At 63.1% G+C, this 22,353-nt stretch carries 17 protein-coding genes; 13 read left to right on the top strand and 4 right to left on the bottom strand.

Translation table 11 applies throughout. The features are described from left to right. On the bottom strand, nucleotides 1-2,918 hold a 2,918-nt coding region (locus tag NKI88_RS20965; protein ID WP_352656979.1), incomplete at its 3' end, for a peptidoglycan-binding protein. A 479-nt stretch (nucleotides 2,919-3,397) separates the two neighbouring features. Here NKI88_RS20965 and NKI88_RS20960 point away from each other — a divergent pair. The 7 genes from NKI88_RS20960 (at nucleotide 3,398) to NKI88_RS20930 (ending at nucleotide 12,834) form a co-directional block, all read left to right on the top strand. After that, on the top strand, nucleotides 3,398-3,856 hold the full coding sequence (locus NKI88_RS20960) for a MerR family transcriptional regulator (protein ID WP_352656977.1): 459 nt from the start codon (nucleotides 3,398-3,400) through the stop codon (nucleotides 3,854-3,856). 274 nt (nucleotides 3,857-4,130) lie between these two features. Then, nucleotides 4,131-5,939 carry an acyl-CoA dehydrogenase gene (locus tag NKI88_RS20955; RefSeq protein ID WP_352656975.1) on the top strand — a complete coding sequence of 603 codons (1,809 nt, stop codon included), beginning with the start codon at nucleotides 4,131-4,133 and terminating at the stop codon, nucleotides 5,937-5,939. Between the two features lie 232 nt (nucleotides 5,940-6,171). Continuing rightward, entirely contained in the window at nucleotides 6,172-7,341 is a 1,170-nt protein-coding gene (locus tag NKI88_RS20950) for an acyl-CoA dehydrogenase family protein (protein ID WP_352656973.1), read from the top strand. A 33-nt stretch (nucleotides 7,342-7,374) separates the two neighbouring features. Then, on the top strand, nucleotides 7,375-8,583 hold the full coding sequence (locus NKI88_RS20945; protein WP_352656970.1) for an acetyl-CoA C-acetyltransferase: 1,209 nt from the start codon (nucleotides 7,375-7,377) through the stop codon (nucleotides 8,581-8,583). A gap of 23 nt (nucleotides 8,584-8,606) precedes the next feature. Next, on the top strand, nucleotides 8,607-10,826 hold the full coding sequence (locus tag NKI88_RS20940; RefSeq protein WP_023711413.1) for a 3-hydroxyacyl-CoA dehydrogenase NAD-binding domain-containing protein: 2,220 nt from the start codon (nucleotides 8,607-8,609) through the stop codon (nucleotides 10,824-10,826). A 476-nt stretch (nucleotides 10,827-11,302) separates the two neighbouring features. Beyond that, nucleotides 11,303-11,953: a S24 family peptidase gene (locus NKI88_RS20935; protein ID WP_352537309.1), complete on the top strand. Its 651-nt coding sequence runs from the start codon at nucleotides 11,303-11,305 to the stop codon at nucleotides 11,951-11,953. An 8-nt stretch (nucleotides 11,954-11,961) separates the two neighbouring features. Beyond that, complete coding sequence (locus tag NKI88_RS20930; protein ID WP_352656966.1) at nucleotides 11,962-12,834, top strand: thermonuclease family protein; 873 nt, start codon at nucleotides 11,962-11,964, stop codon at nucleotides 12,832-12,834. On the opposite strand, the gene NKI88_RS20925 is transcribed toward NKI88_RS20930, so the two are convergent. Continuing rightward, nucleotides 12,797-14,446: a lysine--tRNA ligase gene (locus NKI88_RS20925; RefSeq protein ID WP_352537311.1), complete on the bottom strand. Its 1,650-nt coding sequence runs from the start codon at nucleotides 14,444-14,446 to the stop codon at nucleotides 12,797-12,799. The two genes, NKI88_RS20930 and NKI88_RS20925, sit on opposite strands and share 38 nt — an antisense overlap. A 156-nt stretch (nucleotides 14,447-14,602) precedes the next feature. Here NKI88_RS20925 and NKI88_RS20920 point away from each other — a divergent pair, with 156 nt between their 5' ends. Then, nucleotides 14,603-15,016, top strand: a complete 414-nt coding sequence (locus tag NKI88_RS20920; protein ID WP_023818790.1) for a tellurite resistance TerB family protein — start codon at nucleotides 14,603-14,605, stop codon at nucleotides 15,014-15,016. Nucleotides 15,017-15,076: 60 nt separating this feature from the next. Here the strand turns inward: NKI88_RS20920 and NKI88_RS20915 are convergent, their stop codons facing one another. After that, nucleotides 15,077-15,892: an ABC transporter substrate-binding protein gene (locus tag NKI88_RS20915; RefSeq protein WP_050588532.1), complete on the bottom strand. Its 816-nt coding sequence runs from the start codon at nucleotides 15,890-15,892 to the stop codon at nucleotides 15,077-15,079. 296 nt (nucleotides 15,893-16,188) lie between these two features. On the opposite strand from NKI88_RS20915, the gene NKI88_RS20910 reads away from it, so the two are divergent. Then, nucleotides 16,189-16,920 (top strand): helix-turn-helix transcriptional regulator, encoded by a 732-nt coding sequence (locus NKI88_RS20910; RefSeq protein WP_023669621.1) that lies wholly within the window; start codon nucleotides 16,189-16,191, stop codon nucleotides 16,918-16,920. Nucleotides 16,921-17,195: 275 nt separating this feature from the next. Continuing rightward, the gene (locus NKI88_RS20905) at nucleotides 17,196-17,834 is read left to right on the top strand and encodes an acyl-homoserine-lactone synthase (protein ID WP_023681954.1); all 639 of its coding nucleotides are present in this window, start codon (nucleotides 17,196-17,198) and stop codon (nucleotides 17,832-17,834) included. A 201-nt stretch (nucleotides 17,835-18,035) separates the two neighbouring features. Here NKI88_RS20905 and ppk2 read toward each other — a convergent pair whose 3' ends face one another. Next, a complete protein-coding gene (ppk2, locus tag NKI88_RS20900) occupies nucleotides 18,036-18,941 on the bottom strand; it encodes a polyphosphate kinase 2 (protein ID WP_023688696.1) in 906 nt (301 codons plus the stop codon). 102 nt (nucleotides 18,942-19,043) lie between these two features. Between ppk2 and NKI88_RS20895 the strand changes: the two genes are divergently transcribed. The 3 genes from NKI88_RS20895 to NKI88_RS20885 all read left to right on the top strand — a co-directional run bounded on the left by NKI88_RS20895 (nucleotide 19,044) and on the right by NKI88_RS20885 (nucleotide 22,250). Next, nucleotides 19,044-20,309, top strand: a complete 1,266-nt coding sequence (locus NKI88_RS20895) for an ATP-binding protein (protein WP_352656961.1) — start codon at nucleotides 19,044-19,046, stop codon at nucleotides 20,307-20,309. Nucleotides 20,310-20,424: 115 nt separating this feature from the next. After that, nucleotides 20,425-21,147: a phosphate signaling complex protein PhoU gene (phoU, locus tag NKI88_RS20890; protein ID WP_352656958.1), complete on the top strand. Its 723-nt coding sequence runs from the start codon at nucleotides 20,425-20,427 to the stop codon at nucleotides 21,145-21,147. A 95-nt stretch (nucleotides 21,148-21,242) separates the two neighbouring features. After that, a complete protein-coding gene (locus NKI88_RS20885) occupies nucleotides 21,243-22,250 on the top strand; it encodes a magnesium and cobalt transport protein CorA (protein WP_023692534.1) in 1,008 nt (335 codons plus the stop codon). Nucleotides 22,251-22,353 lie beyond the last annotated feature (103 nt).

Here is a 22,353-nt window from a genome sequence, read left to right as displayed (position 1 = left end):
ATTTCGGGCTCGGCGATCGAGGCCGCATTCATTGGCGCATCGTTGCCAACTGCCGGTTCCGTGGGCTCCGCCTGCCTGACGGTCCGGGCCGGCGCGTCCTGCACGGCCACCTGCGCGTCTGCCTTGGGTTGGCTGGCAGCGTTGACCGAAGCAGTCTCGACCGGCTGCGAGGCGACGATCGGCGCTGTATCGTTGCTTGCGACCTCGACCGGGTCGGCGAAGAAGGCCTTGCCGAGTTGCAGGCCGGCAAGCGCCAGCATGATCGCGACCGCTCCCATCAGTATCGGCTTGCGCCGCGCCTTGAGCAGGTCGCCGATACGAAGCGCCTTGACCGGGCCCTTCATGGTGGACTGGCGTTTCAGCGCGTCGGCCTCGGCGGCCGCAGCCTGCGCCGCGCGCCTGGCAGCGGCAATGAAGTCGGATTTCGATGCATCGCCGGAGTTTTGGCGCACCGGTGGGCCACGGTCGTCGCGTACGCGCTTCATGATGGCGTTGAGGTCGGGCGCGCCGGAGCCCGGCTCCAACGGTCGGTTGGCGAGCTTCGGATCGAGCGGCTCGTCGAGATCGACGCTCGGCATGTCGACATTGGGCCCCGAGCCGGCAAGCGGCGGCATGTCAGCCGGCTTCTTGCCCCTGAAGGCGCGCGCCAATCCACCGAACAGCGACGTCTTGGCCGTGGCTTCGCCTTTCTCGGCAATCCTGTCGGAACCGAGCGCTGCCTGGGCAGCGGCCGCGGCAGCCTCGGCTGGCGAGCGCCGCACGGGTTCGCTGCCCATGACCGGGTCGCTACGCGTACCCGGGTCGGCGCGCATATCCGGCTCGCTGCGCATGATGGCGGCGGCGCGGCCGTCGAGATCGGCCATGTCTCCGGTCAGCGGCAGCGGCTGGTCGATATCCATCGACGGCGCGTCCTGCACCGAAATCTTGGAGGCGCGTGCATCGCGGGCCCGCCGCGCCGGCTCGGCCTGGGCATCCAGAAGCTCGCTCACCGCCTCGGCCGGTTCGCTGGTCTCCAGCGAGCCCAGACGATCGACGATCTTGAGCAACGTGTCGTGGATAGCCTCGAATGTCCGTGAATTGCGCTCGTCCGAACGGCGCGTCAGCGCTTCCAGCGTCTTCAGATCCTGGGCAAGGCCGGTAACGGCCGCGGTGTTGGCGTTGGAATCTGCCAGCGAGCGCACGGCGCTCTCGGCCGCTTCGCGTGCCGCGCCCATGATGGATTCGCGGGTTCCAGCCAGCGACTTCTCGATTTCGTTGAGACGCGGGCTGATGTCCTCGAATTCCGGCAGCGGCGTGCCGGGCTTCGACAGGTGAGCCGACAGGCCGGAGACCTGCGCCTCGAGGCTGCGGATCAGTGCCGGATCGATGCCGGCGACCTGCGCGGCCGACGATTCCAGCCGGCTTGAAATGTCTTCGAGCCGGCTTTCCAGGCCGCGGATCGCCGCCTCGTTGGCAGGATCGGGAATGCGCGTCTCCATGCGTTGGGCGAGTGCGGTGAAGCGTGCGTCGATGGCGTCCATGATGCCGGCGCTGTCAGCCTGCGGCTGACGCTGGTCCAGCCGGTCGGCAACCTCGTCCAGCCGCCGCTCGAGATCGCGAAACAGCATGTTGCCCTGTTCGATGGCGTCGCCCTGCCGGCGTTCCATCATGCCCGACAGCACGTCGAAGCGCTGTTCCAGACCCTGGAAGATATAGTCGGCGTCGGGCATGGCCGGGGCGCGGTCGATCTTGTCGGCGATCATCGCGATCTGCTTGCCGAGGCGCTCCATCGCCTGTTCCGGCAGATTGGCGCGGCCGGCAAGCTCGTCGACCCTGTTCGACAGCGTGCTGAGACGGTCGAGAACCTCGCCGCTCGGACGAACCTGCACGACTTCCTCGATCTGCTGCGCCAGCGAGGCGATCCGCTTCTCGATGCGCTCGAACGGTTCGGGGTCGAAGGAATTGGCCTGTGCGGCGACGGTCGAGGCGACGATGGCGCGCGAAATCTCATGGAGCCGTTCGTCGATCAAGCCAAGCGTGTCGCCGCCGCGGTTGCTCTGCTGGCTGACGAAATGATCGACGGCGCCGGCAAGCGTGCGGACCTTTTCTTCCATCGAGCGCAGCGACAGCGATTCCGGCAGATTGTGGACCGCATTGCTGATCTGTTCGAGCCGGTCGGTCAGGGCCGAAAATCCGGGGCCGTCGGCGCGGTTGCGCTGGTCGGCGTCGACACGGTCCTCGAACGCGCTCCAGCGGCGGTCGAAATCGTCCCAGCGGCGGTCGACCTTCAGCACGCTTTCCTCGCGCGCCAATGTGTCGAGCGCCGTCTTTACCTGCTCGAGCTCGAGCCGCAGCATGTTGACGCTTCGGTCGTCGCTCTTCTCGGCCAGCGTCTGGATGGCGCCGGACAGCCGCTCGAATTCGACGCCGAGTTCGGCGCTGCCCTTGCCGGGCAAGCCGCCTGCCTGACCACCCGATTGGTTGCTCGCCTGGAAGGCCCGTTCGATGTCCTTGCGCAACGCGGCGAATTCGCGCTGCAGGCCGGCCGTCATCTGATGGCGCAGTTCCTCGCGCAGGCCACGCAATTCGCCGGCGATCTTGCCGACCACGGCGACGCTGTCTTCCTGGCCGCGCACGCGGTCGATGTCGCGGGCGATCGCCTGATAGTTCTGGTCGAAGCCGGCCGGCGCCGCGCCTTTCGGCCGCGGCGTGGGCTGCGGGTCCTCGTACCAGCGCGGCGGGGCGTAGGGCTGGGCGCTTGCGTAGCGCGGCTCCGGGGCGGGCCGGCGCGGATCGAAGCGCTCGGCGGCGTCCTCGCGCTTGCGCTCCAGCCGCTGCTCCAGCGTTTCCAGCGAGCGGTTCAATTCATCGAGCGTGGTGTTCGGCCTGCGCGGCCTGCCGGCGTTGAGTGTATCGAGATAGGACCGCTTGCTGTTCATCGATGCGTCCGTTTTTCAGAATGGCCGGCTTGCTGCCAGTTTCCCAAGTCCTTGTCGGGAACGAAGGCGGCCGCGCGGCACTGCTGCGGCGGAAGACGAGCTTCCCGGGCCAGGCCCGCTCTCCGAAAAACCGTGAAAAATTCGCTACAGGATAAACACGGGTGACCGACATCCGCACATTTCACCCATCGTGGTAAACAAGGTGTTAACCAAGCTTAAGAAGTTACGGCATTGCTGAAATACAGACGGTGCCTGTTCGGACCCGGCGCCGGGGGTGCGGCATAAGGTTTCGCAATCCCAGAACGCCCTTGCGTCATGCGGCGGCTAACGATATAGAATTGACGTAAACGTAAGAGGGGCGCCGTTCGTGCCTTTTGCGATGAATTAGTTGAAACCACGACTGGAAGCATGCCCCCGCTTCCACTCAGGCGTTGCAAGGTCCGAGACCGCGATGCCACGACAGGGGAAAGCCAGTGACTATGAAACTTGTTTCGCCCGGCGAAGCCGCGGCCAACACCAACAATATGTCTGCCGAAGCCAGTGAGGAGCTCGTGCGCATCGGCGAGATGGCCAAGAAATACGGCGTGACGCTGCGCACGCTGCGTTTCTATGAAGACAAGGGCCTGCTCAATCCAAAGCGCGATGGGGCGACGCGGCTATACACGCGTCGCGACAAGGCGCGGCTGAAGCTGATCCTGCTCGGCCGCAAGGTCGGGTTCTCGCTACGCGACGTCAAGCAGATGATGGATCTCTACGATCCGACGGGATCCAACACCAAGCAGCTGCGGCTGGCTCTCGACAAGTCGGAGAAGCAGCTTGCCCGCCTGCAGAAGCAGCGCGCGCTGATCGACGACGCCATCAACGAGTTGAGCGGCTCGATGTCGGCCGTGCGCCAGATGCTGTCCGAGCGTTCGACCCCGGCCAGCGCCGTCAGCTGATTTTGCTCCGCAGCTCCCGGCGAAAGCTTTGAACTTAAGAGCCGCGCGGCCGCCCGCGCGGCTCTTTTTGTTTGACCCCCCTCGCTTTGCACAAAGCCATGCACCGCTCGTGCCGATAGGCTGGCATAGGTAAATTTTGTCCCGGCGACAAAATTGACGTTTACGCAAACGTCAATTTTTGCTATCCCGCTTTCAACATTGGCCCGCATGCCGCCCCAACCTCATGTTTCGGGGCCCGATCTCGCGGCCAAGACCCGCATGGTGGAGGAAACACATGCCGATCTACAGGGCGCCGGTCCAGGACACGCTGTTCGTGCTCAACGAGGTGCTGGGTTATCAGCGCTACTCTAACCTTCCCGGATTTGCCGACGCGACGCCCGACGTTGTCGAGGCGATCCTCGCCGAAGGCGCCAAGCTTGCCGAAAACGTTATGCATCCTCTGAACCGCGTCGGTGACATCGAAGGCTGCGTGCGCCATGAGGACGGCTCGGTGATTACGCCGAAGGGCTTCAAGGAAGCCTACGACCAGTATCGCGAAGGCGGCTGGATGGGACTGGCGGCGCCCGTCGAGTTCGGCGGCCAGGGGCTGCCCTATGCCGTGCACACCGCGGTTGCCGAATACATGGTTTCGGCCAACATGGCGCTGATGATGTATCCCGGCCTGACTCAAGGCGCTATTGCTGCGATCATCACACACGGCACCGACGAGCAGAAGGCGACATGGCTGCCGAAGCTGGTCGAGGGGTCCTGGACCGGTACCATGAACCTGACCGAGCCGCATTGCGGCACCGATCTCGGCCTGCTGCGCACCAAGGCGGTGCCGAACGGCAACGGCACCTACAAGATCTCAGGCCAGAAGATCTTCATCTCGGCCGGCGAGCACGACATGTCGGAAAACATCGTCCATCTCGTGTTGGCCCGCATCGAAGGCGCGCCGGCAGGCGTGAAGGGCATCTCGCTGTTCATCGTGCCAAAGCTGAAGCTCGATGCCTCGGGCAATCCGGGCGAGAAGAACACGCTCTCCTGCGGGTCGATCGAGGAGAAGATGGGCATACACGGCAATTCGACTTGCGTCATGAATTATGACGAGGCCGAAGGCACGCTGCTCGGTGAGGCCAATGGCGGCCTGAAGGCGATGTTCACGATGATGAACGAAGCCCGGCTCGGCGTCGGCCTGCAGGGCCTGTCGCTGTCCGAGGTCGCCTACCAGAACGCGGTCTCCTACGCCAAGGACCGGCTGCAGGGCCGCTCGCTGTCTGGCGCCAAGGCGCCGGACAGACAAGCCGATCCGATCATCGTCCATCCCGACATCCGCCGCTCGCTGATGACCATGAAGGCCTTCAATGAGGCCGGCCGCGCGCTGGCGCTGTGGACGGCGATCAAGTCCGACATCGCCCACCGCTCCGCCGACGACAAGGATCGCCAGGCGGCCGACGACTATACCGGCCTGCTGACGCCGGTGATCAAGGGCGTGCTCACCGACAAGGGTTTTGACCATGCCGTCATGGCGCAGCAGGTGTTCGGGGGCCACGGCTACATCGAAGAGCACGGCATGAGCCAGTTCGTGCGCGATGCCCGCATCGCCATGATCTATGAAGGCGCCAACGGCATCCAGGCGCTCGACCTCGTCGGCCGCAAGCTTGGGCTGAATGGCGGCCGCGCCGTGCAGGCCTTCTTCAAGGACGTCGGCGAGTTCTGCGAGGAGAACCGCGCCGACGAGAAGCTGGCGCCTTTCACCAAGGCGCTGAAGAAGGGCCTCAACGATCTGCAGGCGGCGACCATGTGGCTGGTGCAGAACGGCATGGCCAAGCCCGACAATGCCGGCGCCGCGTCGACCGATTACATGCATCTCTTCGGCCTGGTCGCGCTGGGCTATATGTGGGCGCAGATGGCCAAGGCCGCGCTCGGCAAGACCGGGGCCAATGGCTCCCAATCTGTCCACGAAAATGGGGCTTTTTACGATAACAAGGTGGTGACGGCGCGCTTCTTCATGGAGCGGATCATGCCCGAGACATCGGCACATCTCGCCCGCATTTCCAGTGGTGCGGACACGCTAATGGCGCTGCCTGCGGAAGCGTTCTAGAAATGGCTGGCGTCCCCCTCCCCCTTGAGGGGAGGGTGGCCCGAAGGGCCGGGAGGGGTCCTTGCGTGCAGTGCGCCGGCTGGTGGGCGCTTTGGTAGGAGATGATCGCAATGCCCCAAACCCGCGTCAATTCCGAAGATAAGGTCGAGCACGTCATCGGCGACCCCACCCGACCGCTTCGCGGCCACCCTCCCCTCGAGGGGGAGGGGGACGTTGGCGCGGGAGAAACGGCATGACAAATCCAGCCGAAGTGCTCTCCTTGCCGAAGCCCGCCTGGGCGGCGGACGAGGTCGGCATGCTCTACGACATGGCGCACCGCTTCATGTCGGAAGAGATCGCGCCGCGCTACGACGAGTTCGAGAAGAACGAGATGGTCGACCGCGAGAGCTGGCGCAAGGCGGGTGCCGCCGGCCTGCTCTGCGCCTCTATGCCGGAGGAATATGGCGGCTCCGGCGGCACCTTCGCGCATGAGAGCGCCATCATCGAGGCGATCGGCCATGTCGGCGTCGACGGTTTCGGCATCGGCCTGCACAATGCGATCGTTGCCCCTTACATACTTCATTACGGCTCCGAGGAGCAGAAGAAGAAATGGCTGCCGAAGCTGGCAACCGGCGAACTGATCGGCGCCATCGCCATGACCGAGCCGGGCGCCGGCTCCGACCTGCAAGGCGTCAAGACGCGGGCCGAGAAGGACGGCAACCAGTACAAGATCAACGGTTCCAAGACCTTCATAACCAACGGCCAGCTGGCCAATTTCATCATCGTCGTCACCAAGACCGATCCGGCCAAAGGCGCCAAGGGCACCTCGCTGATCGTCGTCGAGACCGACCAGGCCGAAGGCTTCGAACGCGGCCGCAACCTCGACAAGATCGGCCTGAAGGCCAACGACACGTCGGAGCTGTTCTTCAATGATATGCGCGTGCCGACCTCGAACCTGCTTGGCCACGAAGAGGGACAGGGCTTCATCCAGCTGATGCAGCAATTGCCGCAGGAGCGCCTGCAGATCGGCACCGGCGCCATCGCCATGATCGAGCGCGCGCTTGCTCTGACCATCGACTACGTCAAGGACCGCAAGGCCTTCGGCAAAGCGATCATCGAGTTCCAGAACACCCAGTTCAAGCTCGCCGAACTGAAGACCGAGGCGACCATCGGCCGGGTCTTCTACAATGATTGCGTCACCCGCCACATCAATGGCGGCCTCGATCCGGTGACGGCGTCGATGGCGAAATACTGGCTCTCGGACCTGCAGGGAAAAGTCGTCGACGAATGCCTTCAATTGCATGGCGGCTATGGCTACATGAATGAGTATCCGATCGCCCGCATGTTCCGCGACGCCCGCGTCCAGCGCATCTACGGCGGCACCAACGAGATCATGAAATTGCTGATCGGCCGCTCTCTCTGAGAGCCACGACCGGCAAAGCAAGGAGCAAGAAAAATGACCGAAGCTTATGTCTATGACGCCGTGCGCACACCGCGCGGCAAGGGCAAGAAGGATGGCTCGCTGCACGAGGTGCCGGCGGTGCGGCTTGCGGCCAGGACGCTTGAAGCGCTGCGCGACCGCAACGGGCTCGACACCGCAAACATCGACGACATCATCTTCGGCTGCGTGGACCCAGTGGGCGAGGCCGGCTCGGTCATTCCGCGTGCCGCCGCCTTCGAGGCCGGCTACGACAACAAGGCGCCGGGCATGCAGATCTCGCGCTTCTGCGCCTCAGGCCTCGACGCCATCAATTTCGGCGCCGCCAAGATCGCTCAAGGCGCCGACGAGATCGTCATTGCAGGCGGCGTGGAATCGATGTCGCGCGTCGGCATGGGCGCCTCGGGCGGCGCCTGGTTCATGGACCCGTCCGTCGGCCTGCCCGGCTGGTTCGTGCCGCAAGGCATATCGGCCGATTTGATCGCCACCAAATATGGTTTTTCGCGCGACGACGTCGATGCCTATGCGGTCGAGAGCCAGAAGCGCGCCGGCAAGGCCTGGGCCGATGGCCGTTTCAAGAACTCCGTCATACCGATCAAGGACCAGAACGGCCTCACCATCCTCGATCATGACGAGCATATGCGGCCGTCGACCGACATGCAGTCGCTGGCCTCGCTCAACCCGTCCTTCGTCATGCCTGGCGAAATGGGCGGCTTCGACGCGGTCGCCGTGCAGAAGCACCCTGAGGTGGAAGAGGTCAACCACGTCCACCATGCCGGCAACTCGTCCGGCATCGTCGATGGTGCGGCCGCCGTACTGCTCGGCTCGAAGAAGGCCGGCAAGACGATGGGCCTGAAGCCACGCGCCCGCATCCGCGCCTTTGCCAACATCGGCTCCGAGCCGGTGCTGATGCTTACCGGTCCGGTCGACGTCACCGAGAAGCTTCTGAAGCGCGCCAAGATGAAGCTGTCGGATATCGACCTGTTCGAGCTCAACGAGGCCTTCGCCTCAGTGGTGCTGCGCTACATGCAGGCATTCGAAATCCCGCACGACAAGATCAACGTCAATGGCGGCGCTATCGCCATGGGCCATCCGCTCGGCGCCACCGGCGCGATGATCCTGGGCACGGTGCTGGACGAGCTCGAGCGCCGCGATTTGAACACCGCTCTGGTGACGCTCTGCATCGGCGCCGGCATGGGCACCGCAACGATTATCGAACGCGTCTGATTTTCGGCCGGAAGGAGAGAGACATGACTTATACAAACTTCACGGTCGACACCGACGCAGACGGCATCGCGCTGGTCACCTGGAACATGCCGGACCGCTCGATGAACGTCTTCACCGAAGAGGTGATGAACGAGCTCGAGAAGATCATCGACCAGGTGGTGGCCGACGCCGCCATCAAGGGCGCGGTGATCACCTCGGGAAAGGACAGCTTCTCCGGCGGCGCCGACCTGACCATGCTGCAGAAGATGCTGGCCGTATTTGCCAAGGAGAAGACCAAGGACCCGGAGAAGGCGGCACAGCTTTTGTTCGACAATGCCGGCCGCATGGGTGGCTTGTGGCGCAAGCTCGAAACGTCGGGCAAGCCTTGGGTCTCGGCGATCAACGGCACCTGCATGGGTGGCGCGTTCGAGCTGTCGCTGGCCTGTCATGGCCGCGTTGCCGCTGACTCCGAAAAGGTCAAGATGGCCTTGCCGGAAGTCAAGGTCGGCATCTTCCCCGGCGCCGGTGGCACTCAACGCGTGCCGCGCCTGACCGACCAGCAGCAGGCGTTGCAGATGCTGACCACCGGCCAGACGCTGTCGCCGCAGAAAGCCAAGGCGATGGGGCTGATCCACGAGATCGCCGAACCCGGCAAGCTGATCGAGACCGCCAAGGCGATGATCAGGAACGGCCTGAAAGCCGTCCAGCCCTGGGACGAGAAGGGCTTCAAGCTGCCTGGCGGCCAAATCTATACGCCGGCCGGCTTCAATCTGTGGCCGCCGGCCATCGCCATCCTGCGCCGCGAGACCTACGGCAATTATCCGGCCGCCGCGGCGATCCTGAAATGCGTCTATGAAGGCCTGCTGGTGCCGTTCGACACCGGTCTGCGGATCGAACAGCGCTATTTCACCGAAATCATGCAGTCCAAGGAAGCAGCAGCGATGATCCGCTCGCTGTTCGTCTCGCTGCAGGAGCTCAACAAGGGCGCCCGCCGTCCGGCCGGCGTGCCGGAGACCAAGTTCAAGAAGATCGGTATTCTCGGCGCCGGCTTCATGGGTGCCGGCATCGCCTTTGTCACCGCCAAGGCCGGCATCCCGGTCGTCCTGCTCGACCGCGACATGGCGTCGGCCGAAAAGGGCAAGGCGCATTCCGACAGCCTGATCTCCGATCAGGTCAAGAAGGGCCGCGCCAAGCCCGAGGAGAAGGACAGACTTCTGTCGCTGATCACGCCGACGGCCGACTATGCCGATCTCGCCGGCTGCGATCTGGTGGTCGAGGCGGTGTTCGAGGATTCGGCCGTCAAGAAGACTGCCACCGAGCAGGCCGAAGCCGTGCTGAAATCGTCAGCGGTCTTCGCCTCCAACACCTCGACCATCCCGATCACTGCACTGGCCAAGAATTCGGCGCGGCCGAAGAATTTCGTCGGCATCCACTTCTTCTCGCCGGTCGACAAGATGATGCTGGTCGAGATCATCCTGGGCAAGAAGACCGGCGACAAGGCGCTGGCCACCGCGATCGATTTCGTGCGCGCCATCAAGAAGACGCCGATCGTCGTCAACGACACGCGCGGCTTCTACGTCAACCGCTGCGTGCTGCGCTACATGTCGGAAGCCTACAAGATGCTGATCGAAGGCGTTCCGGCGCCGATGATCGAGAACGCCGCCAAGGCCGCCGGCATGCCGGTCGGCCCGCTGGCGCTGACCGACGAGACGGCGATCGACCTTGCCCAGAAGATCATGAAGCAGACCATCAGGGACCTCGGAGACAAGTCTGTCGACCCCAGGCAGATGGCGCTGATCAACACGCTGGTCGACACCCATGGCCGCTTCGGCCGCAAGAACGGCAAGGGTTTTTACGACTATCCGGCCAAGCCTGCCAAGAAGAAGCTGTGGCCGGGCCTGAAGGATCTCTATCCGCAGCTGGAGGCCGAGGAGGTCGACTATGAGGAACTGCAGCAGCGCCTGCTGGTAACCATTGCGCTGGAAGCGGCCCGGGTGATGGAAGAGGGCATCGTCACCGATCCGCGCGAGGCCGATGTCGGCTCGATCCTCGCCTTCGGTTTCGCGCCATTCACCGGCGGCGCGCTGTCCTATATCGACGGCATCGGCGCCGGGGAGTTCGTCAGAATAGCCAAGGGCCTGCAGAAGAAATACGGCGCCGAGTTCAAGGCGCCCAAGCTGCTACTCGACCTGGCGGAGAAGGGCGAGACCTTCTACCAGCGCTTCGATCCCTATGCGAAAGGCGAAGTGCAGAAGGCCGCTTGAGCTAGCGCCCCATGTACGTCTGAGGGCGCCTTGCGCGCATGGCCACGGCAAGGCGCGCCGTGACCCTTACGCGGTCGGCAGCGAAAGTCGGCTGGCTTTTCGCTGCCTGCCGACATCGACTTCAACCTCCATCTCAACAACGCCCGCTACATGATGCTCGCCGACCTCGCGCATGACCCCGAAAATCGGAATCGATTTTCGGAAAGGATCATGCGCCAAATCAAAATGCTACAGCGTCCTTGGCGCGTCCAACAGTACGCTTGCCCGCTCCGTTCAACCGCGACCGCCGACCGAGGCCGAGCGGGTTTGCATGACCTCCCACCAGGGATTGCGCAGCCTGCCCAAGGCAGTTTGAGGCATCCATGACGACTTCGCCGCACGCAGCTTTTTGAGAGATCGGGCCGCGCGCCGGTGGACAATCGGATAACCGCGCGTTAGAAGGAAAAGGTATTTTTTCCTGTTTTGAGGAGAGCGAATTGCTCTCGCATGACCGAGTTTGGGCAGCCATCGACGCTCTCGCCGAGCGCTATTCGTTGTCGGCCTCCGGCCTGGCCCGGCGAGCCGGTCTGGACTCCACCGCTTTCAACAAGTCAAAGCGGCTGTCCTCGGATGGGCGGCCGCGCTGGCCCTCGACCGAATCGCTGGCCAAGATCATCGAGGCGACCGGCGCTTCGCTCGACGAATTCACCGGACTGGTCGAAGGCCGTGCCAAGACAGCTTCGGGCTCGTTGGCCCCGCAGCGTTCGGCGGTGCCGCTGCTCGGCTTTGCCCAGGCCGGCGCCGGCGGCTTCTTTGATGATTCCGGCTATCCCTCAGGCCAGGGCTGGGACCTTGTCGAGCTTCCGGCACGGGCGACCGAAACCTCCTATGCGTTGAAGGTGCAGGGCGATTCCATGCTGCCGCTCTACCGCAATGGCGATGTGCTGATCGTCGAGCCGGGGGCCGCTACCCGCAAGGGCGACCGCGTCGTCGTCAAGACCAATGCCGGCGAAGTCATGGCCAAGGTTCTGGACCGCCAGACGACGAAATCGATCGTGCTGATCTCGCTCAACCCCGACCACCCGGACCGCGACATCGCGATGCGCGATGTCGAATGGGTGGCGCGGATCGTCTGGGCAAGCCAGTAGGTCTCGCGGTGCGTCTGCTTCAAATCCTCATGGCCCTCCTGGCGATCCCGGTGATGGTCGCCATTGTCGTCGCCGGCGGTCGAGCGCTGCATCGCGACGGCCCCGCCATCACTGTCGACCAGATCGACCCGGAGACCGAGGCCGTGCCCGAGGAGCCGGCGACGTCGGAGATCCCCGAGGTCCAGCCCGTCAAGCCTCCGATGCACTCGCCTCAGGTGCATTCGAGGGCGATCGATCCCGAGGCCATCGCACCGCCGCCGCTGCCGGTAGAAGAACTTGAACGGGTTGAGCCACGCGAGCCGCTGAGCGACCTGGCGCTGGCCGGACCGCCCAAGCCGCGTGGGCGCAGAGCGGTCGACGACTGGGGAGGAACAAAACTGTTCCAGCCGGTCGCGGCCGCCGCCGGCCTGATCGAAGCCAATGGTTATTCCGTGACGGTCTCCGGCATCGACATCGTCAGGCAAGACGAGACCTGCACCGAGGGCGGCAAGTCCTGGGCTTGCGGTATCAGGGCGCGCACCGCGTTCCGGTCTTTCCTGCGCGGCCGGGCCGTTGCCTGCAAGGTGCCGCCGGAGGCCGACCGTGCGCTGATCGCCGCCGAATGCCGCATCGGCAAGCTGGATGTCGGCCAGTGGCTGGTCGAAAACGGCTGGGCGCGCGCCACGGCAGGCGGCCCCTATGTCGAAGCGGGCGACAAGGCGCGCGCCGCCAAGAAGGGCGTCTTCGGCGCCGCGCCCGATCTTGGCGGCCTGCCACCGGCGCCAACGCCGGTTGCGGCACCGACGGCGTCGCAACCGATCCTCGATGCCCCGGCGATGGACACGCCGCCGGCCGGGACGGAAATTACGCCGCCAGCTGACCAGCCAGCGCCCGCTCAATGAGCGCGCGGGTTTCGGCGATGCCGTAGAGGGCTGCGAACGAACCGAAGCGCGGTCCGCGTTCCTGGCCGATCAGCACCTGGTAGATCATCTGGAAGAAAGCGCCCGAGACACCAGGGCCGCCGTCCGGGCTCTTCTTCGAATGGTCCTGATAGCGTTCGATCTTGCGCGCCACGTTGAGCGAAGCGTTCTGGATCATTTCGCCGTCGGCGCCGGCCGGCAGGCCAGCAAGCGCGTTGCCAAGCGCTTCCAGCGCCACGCGTTCGACATCGTCGGCCGGCCGGAAGGTCTTCGTCGGCTTCACGAAATCGTCGAAGTAGCGGATGGCGAAACCGACCAGCTGGTCGAGTTCGGGATGCGTCGCCGGCGTCACGCCAGATGCATGGCGCGAGATGAAGCCCCACAGCACATCCTTGTTTTGCGCGTTGGAGGCGCTGACCAGGTTGAGCAGCAGCGAGAACGGCACCGGCATGTCGATGGAAGGCGGCTTGCCGTCATGCATGTGCCAGACCGGATTGCCCAGCCGCTCCTTCCAGTCCTGGCGCGGATAGGCGTTGAGGAAGGTGTAGTACTCGTCGACGGCGCGTGGGATGACGTCGAAATAGAGCTTTTTCGCCTGCCTTGGCCGCTGGTACATATAGAGGCCGAGGCTCTCGGTCGGCGCGTAGCGCAGCCATTCGTCGATGGTCAGCCCGTTGCCCTTCGACTTCGAGATCTTCTGGCCGTTCTCGTCGAGGAACAATTCGTAGACGAAATGCTCCGGCGCGCGTCCGCCGAGAATGTTGCAGATGCGGTCGTAGATCACCGCATTGGTCTGGTGGTCCTTGCCGAACATTTCGAAATCGACGCCGAGCGCTGCCCAGCGCATGCCGAAATCCGGCTTCCACTGCAGCTTGACCTTGCCGCCGGTCACCGAAAGCGTGGTCTCGGTGCCTTCATCGTCGAAGGTGATGGTGCCGGCCTTGGCGTCGACATGCTTCATCGGCACGTAGAGCACGCGCCCGCTCTTCGGCGAGATAGGCAGGAACGGGCTGTAGGTCGCCTGGCGCTCGGGTCCCAGTGTCGGCAGCATCACCGCCATGATCTGGTCGTAGCGCTCGGCTGCGCGCACAAGCATCGCATCGAAGCGGCCGGCCTTGTAGTACTGCGTCGCGCTGGCGAATTCGTAGTCGAAGCCGAACGTGTCGAGGAAGCGGCACAACATCGCGTTGTTGTGGTCGCCAAAGCTCGGATAGTCCCCGCCGAACGGATTGGGCACCGCCGACAGCGGCATATGCAGATAGGGCTCGAGGGCTGCGCGATCCGGCACATTGTCGGGGATTTTGCGCATGCCGTCCATATCGTCGGAGAAGCAGAGCAGCTTGGTCTTGACCTTGTTCCCGGTCAGCACGTGAAAGGCATGGCGCACCATCGAGGTGCGCGCGACCTCGCCGAACGTCCCGATATGCGGCAGGCCCGACGGGCCGTAGCCGGTCTCGAACAGGATGATCTCGGGAAAGTCGGCGCCTTTGTAGCGCTCGATAATCTTTTTGGCTTCCTCGAACGGCCAGGCCTTGCTTTCGGCGGCTGCCGCAAGCATTTCGGGGTTGAGATCGGCGATGTTTGATCCCGTCATGTCAAAGTTCCAGTCATGGCCGGCTTTCGCGGCTGGTAAGATTTTTCAACCGGGTCTCTAGGCGCGACAGGGCGGAGCGTCAACGATATCAGGCGTTTTCGTTGCGACGGCGCCGTAGCGTCCCTACCTTCGACCATCACTATCAAGGAGTTTTGAATGCCGTTGCCGTCCACCCATGAAGCCCTGATCTACCTGATGGTCATCACCTCGGCTTCCGATCGCGACATGACCGATATCGAACTGGCGCGCATCGGCGACGTCGTCCGCAGCTGGCCGGTGTTCGAGGATTTCAAGCAGGACAGGCTGATCGCCATTGCGCAGGACTGCCAGAAGATGCTGCATGAAAAGGATGGATTGGAAGGCGTGCTCGAGCGTGTCGCCGAGACTTTGCCCGAACGGCTGCACGACACCGCTTATGCCGTCGCCTTCGAAGTTGCCGCCGTCGATCTCGAAATGCGCATGGAGGAATTGCGGGTGCTGCAGTTGATCCGGCGTGAGCTCGATCTCGACACGCTGACCGCCGCGGCCATCGCGCGCGGGGCGAAGGCCCGCCTGCGCACGCTGACCTGATCCAGCCCGTAGAGGAAGCTGACCGGGGCCGGATCAGAAAAAGCTGGACCGAGAACCGGATCAGAAGAAACTGACCGGGAAATAGCGCAGGTAGAATTCGGCGAAGGTGCCTTTCACCGATATCTCCTGCAGCGCGTAGTCCATGGCTGCGGCCAGCGCTGGGTCGCTGGCCCGGGTGGCAATGGTCATGCCGGACCCCAGATATTCCGGCGCCAGGTAGGGTCCACCGGCGAAGCGGCAGCAACCGGCGGCGTCCGTGCCGCCCAGCCAGAAGGAAAAGCGCATGCCGTCGCCGAAGGCGGCATCGATCTTGGCGCTCTTCAAGTCGCTGTAGAGGTCTTCCGGCCGGTCGAAGCGGATGATCTGCACGGTGCCGAAATAATCGCGCAGCATCTTTTCATGCGCCGAGCCGGCCAGCACGCCGACCCGCTTCGAGCGCAATTTGTCGAGGATCGGCTCGGCGAAGGCCTTGGTCTTCGGCATGATGAAGCGCGCCGGAAACTGTAGATAGGAGCGCGAAAAGCTGTACTTCGCCCGCGTCTCCGGCGTGGCGGCGATGCCGGCGATGATCGCCTCGCCTTCGCCCTTCTGCAACGCGTCGTCGAGTTCGGCCCAGGGCAGCGCCTGGATCTGGCATTTGTCGGCGATGTCGAGTTCGGCGCAAATCGCCCGCGCCAGGTCGATGTGGAAGCCGGACAGTCGGCCCGTGCCGTCGAGAAAATTGAAGGGCGGGAAATCGGTTGTGGTGAGGAACCTGAGCCTCGGCAGCGCCGAAAGGTCCGGCTTCGGCAGCCGCTCCTTGGCATCCCAAAGCACCGGCACCTGCGGTTCCGCTGCCCGCACAGCGCCGGCAAACGGCTGCACTCCGATCAGCATCGACAGCAAGGCGATGGTTATCCAGCGTGATGTCACAAAAAACTCCGCCCGTCTTGGCCGTTGGCTTGTGATACGAAAACGGCGCAGGCACAATTGTTTTTGATTTCAAAGGGCAAATTTCGGGTTATGCTTTGGCGAGGTTGCAAATAGCCGCACAGAGTCGGCCTGGGGTTGGCGGTCGCTGGCGTTAGAAAAGCTAAGGATGTGGCTTTGCAATCCGGGGTTGATGGCTAAGTGCGGGGCAGGCACGTAGCATCGGTCTCAAGAGCGGTAGGCAACATGGGGTAGATGTTGCGATGGGTTATTTTGACCGGACACTTGAATATATTGACCGGGTGCAGCGTGCCGACACGTCGGCTGCGGTGTGCGAGCAGCTACTTAGTGTCACCTCGAATTTCGGATTGACGGCCCTGATAGCCGCAACGGTGCCGCAGCCCGGTACACCAAGCAGCCAGACGAAGGACCATGTGCTGCTCTGCGATTGGCCTAGCGAATGGCTGGAGCGTTACTTATCGCGCAACTACGTCGACCACGATCCGGTCGTCAGCCATTTGAAGCAGTTTCGGGCGCCATTCCAATGGCGCGATGCCGTTCAAAGCATGCCCGCCGACAAGAGCAGCGCCGAGGTAATGCGCGACGCCCGCCAGTTCAAGCTGCGTGACGGCCTCGCCTTCCCGCTGATCACGCTCGAAGGCCAGATCGCGCTGGTCTCGCTGGGCGGTGAGGCGGTCGAACTGTCCGAAGCCGAATTCGCAATGGTCTCGCTGGCCTCCACCTATGCCATCGGCCGCGCCATGCAGCTTCAAACGACGGCCGGCAAATCTATCGATCACATTGAATTGACGCCGCGCGAGCGCGAATGCCTGCAATGGGCGGCGGTCGGAAAATCCGAGTGGGAAATTTCGCAGATCCTCGGCATCTCGGAGCATACCTCTGAGAAACACCTTCTCAACGCCAAGAGCAAACTAGGCGCCGCCAACCGTGTGCAGGCAGTCGCCGAAGCAGTCAGGCACGGCTATATCAGCTAGGCCGGTTCTGGCGGCCCGAAATTTATGGCCGCATTGTTGGCGTCATATCTTCAGAAAAGACCGGCCCCTGTCGTCCTCTTGAGACGGCTAATGCTTTCTTAACGCCAAAAGCAGACTCGGCGTCGCCAACAGGGTGCACGCCATCGCGGAGGCGTTTAGACGCAGCTATATTAGCCATGTCGGCTGTGGCAGCCTGGAAATCCTTGCCAACACCTTCGCGCAATTTTTTCGGGAAAGCCCGGCCGTATCTTCCTCTTAAGCCCAGGAGACGGCTAATGCTATTTTCCCTTACCACTCAACAACTGATGGAACGTCCCGACCTATGGGAGGCCGTCCATCGCCTGCGTTACAAGGTCTTCGTCGATGAGATGCGGTGGACCGATCTCGATCGCCCGGACGGCCTCGAAATCGATCAATTCGACCATGATGAGGCCGAACACCACCTTGTCATACGCAATGGCGAGCTTGCAGGCTATCATCGGATGCTGCCGACCACACGGCCGCATCTCCTTAGCGATGTGATGCCGGAACTCTGCGAGGGAAAGCGCCCTTCGGGACCGAATGTCTGGGAGCTAACCCGTTACGCGGTGGCGCCAGGCTTTCGCGATGGCAAGCGCGGCGTGTCTACGGTCGGCACCGAACTGATCGCCGGCTTCGTCGAATGGGGCCTTGCTCGCAATGTCGATCAGGTCATTATCGAGGTCGAGCCGGTGTGGGTGCTGCGGACGCTGCAGTTGCACTTCCTGGCGACGCCGCTCGGTTACCAGCGCACCTATGGCAACCAGCAGGTCGTCGCCACACTGCTGACCTTCAACGAGCATACGCTGGATGTCGTGCGTTCGCGCCGCAACCATCACGCCCCGGTGTTGGCCAGGGGCACCCCCCACATGCTCGGCATGCGGCAGGCGTCGTGAGACTGTCTTCACCCGACGCGCTTTAATGCATGTCGCTCAAAGTGGCCCCGGTTTTGAGAGAACGACATGCATGAAACAAAGACCTAAAGCGCGTCGCGTGAATCCGTTCAAATGCGATGCGCTTTAGACAATGGCCACAGAGCCCACCTCCGTGTGGGGGTGGGCTCTGTAATTTCAGCCTCTGCCTATCGAGGCCAGTCTCTACTTCTCGAGAAACGACGGCCCTTCGCCGACGATCTTTTTGTCTTCCTTGCCGATGGCGTCGAGATCGCGCCCATCATAGGGCAGCGACAACAGGATGCGCCGCATGACGGCCAGCCGCGAGCGCCGCTTGTCATTGGCCCGCACGATGATCCAGGGCGCGAACTGCTTGTGCGTGCACTCGACCATCTGGTCGCGCGCCTTGGTGTAGTCGTCCCATTTGGTAATGCCGGCAATATCGATCGGCGAGAACTTCCAGTTCTTCAGCGGAGACCAGCGGCGGTCGTGAAACCGTTCGAGTTGGGTTTCGCGGCCGATGTTGAGCCAGAATTTGAAGAAATAGATGCCGTCGTTGGAGATCATCCGCTCGAAATGCGGCGTCTCGTCGAGGAATTTTGCATGCTGTTCCGGTGTGCAAAAGCCCATCACCGGCTCGACGCCGCCGCGGTTGTACCAGGACCGGTCGAAGGTGACGAATTCGCCCGATGTCGGGAAATGGGCGACGTAGCGCTGGTAGTACCATTGCCCGACTTCGGTTGGGGTCGGCTTGGTCAGCGCCACATTGCGCGCGGTTCGAGGATTGAGATACTGGCGCAGCACCGAGATGGTGCCGCCCTTGCCGGCGGCATCGCGCCCCTCGAACAGCGACATCACTCTGCTGCCGGTCGCCCGGAGCCAGGCCTGCGCCTTGACCAGTTCGATCTGCAGCCGCTCCAGCGTCTCGTCATACTCCTCGCTCTTCATTTTCTTGTCGTAGGGGTAGTCGCCTGCGGTCAGTTTGTGGTCCTCGATCCAGCTGGGAAGCTCAGGGTTTTCGATGTCGAACTCCCGCTCCTTGCCGTCCACCTTGATCTTCAGCGGCCCCTTTGCCGGCTCTGCGGCGGGACTTTCCTTGGCTTTTTTCATCGAGACGAACCTTTCCAGCTTGCGGACTCATGCTATGGGGGGCCTCAAACCCGGTCCAGCGGAAGTTTCGGCGGGACCGGCGCAGAAGCACGGAAAGCACGAATGGCTGACACCGGCGCAGAGCGGACAACCACGGGGCAGGCCGTCGCCGGCCGGCTGTGGAACAGCCGATGGCTGCTTGCCGCCGGTGCGATCGCCATCCTGGCCGTTTATGGGTTTGCCGGTATCTCCGCCTATGTCGTCCTGGCTGCGTTGACGGTGCTGCTGGCCGCCGCGCTTCTGCCAACCGGTGGCGCCAGCCGGTCCGCTGAGACCATTACCACGGTCGAGGCGAGCGGGCTGCAGCGGCTTTCCGGCGAATATCTTGCGGCTGCCGTTGCCGATCCGCTGATCATCTTCGACCGCACCGCCACCATCGTCCACGCCAATGCCGCCGCCTATGCCGCCTTTGGCGGCATCGCGCCCGGCCTGTCGCTGTCGCTGAAATTCCGCGCCCCGGAAATGCAGGCATTGCTGGACGGCGTACTGTCGGGAGCCGTCGCCTCCGATGCCGTCGACTACACCGAGAAGCTGCCGGTGGAACGCGCCTACCGGGTCAGCGTGTCCTCGGTCGGCCACGCCACCGATCTCTATGTGCTGGTATTCAAGGACCAGAGTGAGACGCGCCGCATCGACCGCATGCGCGCTGACTTCATAGCCAATGCCAGCCACGAGTTGCGCACCCCGCTTGCTTCGATCTCGGGCTTCATCGAGACGTTGCGCGGCCCGGCCCGCAACGATCCGGCGGCGCGCGAGCAGTTCCTGCAGATCATGCAGAACCAGACCGGCCGCATGGCGCGCCTCATCGACGATCTCCTGTCGCTGTCGAGGCTTGAAATGAAGCCTTACCTGAGGCCGGGAACCGAGGTCGATCTGCGCCAGACCATCGACAGCGTCATCGATTCACTAGGCCCGCTCGCCAGCGAGAACGGCGTCGTCATCGAACGCGACTACGCCGAGGGGCCGCTCGACGTGCCCGGAGACCGCGACGAGTTGTTCCAGGTGTTCGAGAATCTCTTGGAAAACGCCTGCAAATACGGCCAGCCTGGCGGACGCGTCACGGTGTCGATCGCGCGGGGCGAGGCCGGCCCGGAACCGGGCATCGATGTAACCATCAGGGACTACGGCCCGGGCATCCCGGAAGAGCACATACCGCGCATTACCGAGCGCTTCTATCGCGTCGACGTGGAGAGCAGCCGCACGCAGAAAGGCACCGGTCTTGGCCTGTCCATCGTCAAGCATATTCTGACGCGCCACAACGCCCGGCTTTCGATCAAGTCGGAGGTTGGCAAGGGCGCGGCGTTCACGGTCCATTTGCCGGCAGGCTGAGGCGGTACTATCTGCTAACTGCCTGTTTCTTCTTTCTGTCATCCGGCTAGCGTATCAGCACAGGGGTCGAGGAAACGACTCAAAAGGCCAAAGATTTAAGGAAGGCATTTCGCCCATGCAGTCCGTACACATTGTCAGCGCCTATGACGAAGAGCTGAAATACCTGGCGAAGCGCATCGCTGCGATGGGCGGCCATGCCGAGCGCATGGTCGAGCAGGCGATCCAGGCGCTGGTCAATGCCGATCCCGGCCTCGCCCAGAAGGTCATTCGTGACGACATCGTGCTTGACGATGGCCAGCGCGAAATCGACGACAAAGCCATCGTCATCATCGCCAAGCGCCAGCCCATGGCGACGGATCTGCGCGAGATCGTCGGCGCCATCCGCATTTCGGCCGACCTCGAACGGGTCGGTGACCTCGCCAAGAACGTCGCCAAGCGTGTGGTCAGCGTCATTGACGGCCGCCAGCCGACCAGCCTGTTTCGCGGCCTCGAGGCGCTTGCCGAACTCGCTTTGACCCAGCTCAAGGAAGTGCTCGACGTCTATGCCTCGCGCTCGGTCGAGAAAATAGACTTCGTTCGCGACCGCGACGACCAGATCGACGCCATGTACACCTCGCTGTTTCGCGAGCTTTTGACCTACATGATGGAAGATCCGCGCAACATCACGCCGTGCACGCATCTGCTGTTTTGCGCCAAGAACATCGAGCGCATCGGCGACCACGCCACCAACATTGCCGAGACGATCTACTACATCGTCACCGGCGAGCAGTTGCCGGCCGAGCGTCCCAAGGGCGACAAGACCGACAAGATTGCCTTTCCGGCGCTGCCGGTGAAGTGATCGCGCACCCCTCGAACGCTTAATCATATTGCGCTAAACTACCCGGATGTTAGCGTCTCGGTTCCTGGCCAAGGCCAGGCGCTCAGGAGGCTGCGATGGAATATGTCCGAGAGTTCAAGCCGGCGCCGGCATCGTCCGGCATCATCGCGTCGAGCGTCTACACCGCCGGCAAGCGCATCGCCGACATTCCGATCGAGGAAGCCGGTGAATGGGCCAAGAAGTCGGGCCATGTCGTCTGGATCGGGCTGCTCGAACCCGACCGCGAGCTTCTGCTGCGCGTCAAGGCGCAATTCCATTTGCATGAGCTGGCGATTGAAGACGCCGAACATCCGCACCAGCGGCCGAAGATCGAGCAATATGGCGATGCGCTGTTCATCGTTGCCCGCACTGCACAGCTGATCGACGGACGCGTCACCTTCGGCGAGACGCATCTGTTCGTCGGCTCAGGCTATATCGTCAGCGTCAGGCATGGTCCCTCGACCTCATACGCCGCCGTGCGCCAGCACTGGGAAAGCTGTCCGCACTCATTGGCCAAGGGCGAGGATTTCGTCCTCTACGCCATCCTCGACTTCATCGTCGACAACTACATGCCGGTGCTAGAGCAGATCGAGGACGAGGTCGAGGCGATCGAGGACAGGGTGCTGCTGAAGCCGATGACCGGTCCCGACATCGAGCGGCTCTATATGCTGCGCCGCGATCTGTTGCGCCTGCGCAATGCGGCGCTGCCGCTGGTCGAGGTCTGCCGCCGGCTGACCAGCGCCGAACTGCCGCAGATCCATACCGCAATGCATCCGCTGTTTCGCGATGTCACCGACCATATCCGCACCGTGCAGGAAAAGATCGACAGCCTGCGCGAGGTTCTGGCGTTCGCTTTCGAAGCCAGCCTGCTGGTCGGCCAGAGCCAGGAAACCGCGAACACCAAGAAGCTGGCCTCATGGGCGGCGATCCTGGCGGTGCCGACGGCGCTCGCCGGCATTTACGGCATGAATTTCGACGACATGCCGGAACTGAAGATGCAATACGGCTATCCCGTCGTATTGGTCTCGATCGCGCTGATCTGCTCGTTTTTGTATTGGCGATTTCGGAAGAGTGGGTGGCTGTGATGGTAGGCAGTAGGCAGTAGGCAGTAGGCAGTAGGCAGTAGGCAGTAGGCAGTAGGCAGTAGGCAGAATAAGGTGGCGCCTCACGAGCGCTACCCCATTCCCT

The organism is Mesorhizobium sp. M0317 (assembly GCF_040321555.1).
Lineage (GTDB): Bacteria > Pseudomonadota > Alphaproteobacteria > Rhizobiales > Rhizobiaceae > Mesorhizobium.
The sequence above is the reverse complement of the archived record's forward strand: the minus strand, read 5'-3'. Positions and strand labels throughout refer to the sequence as shown.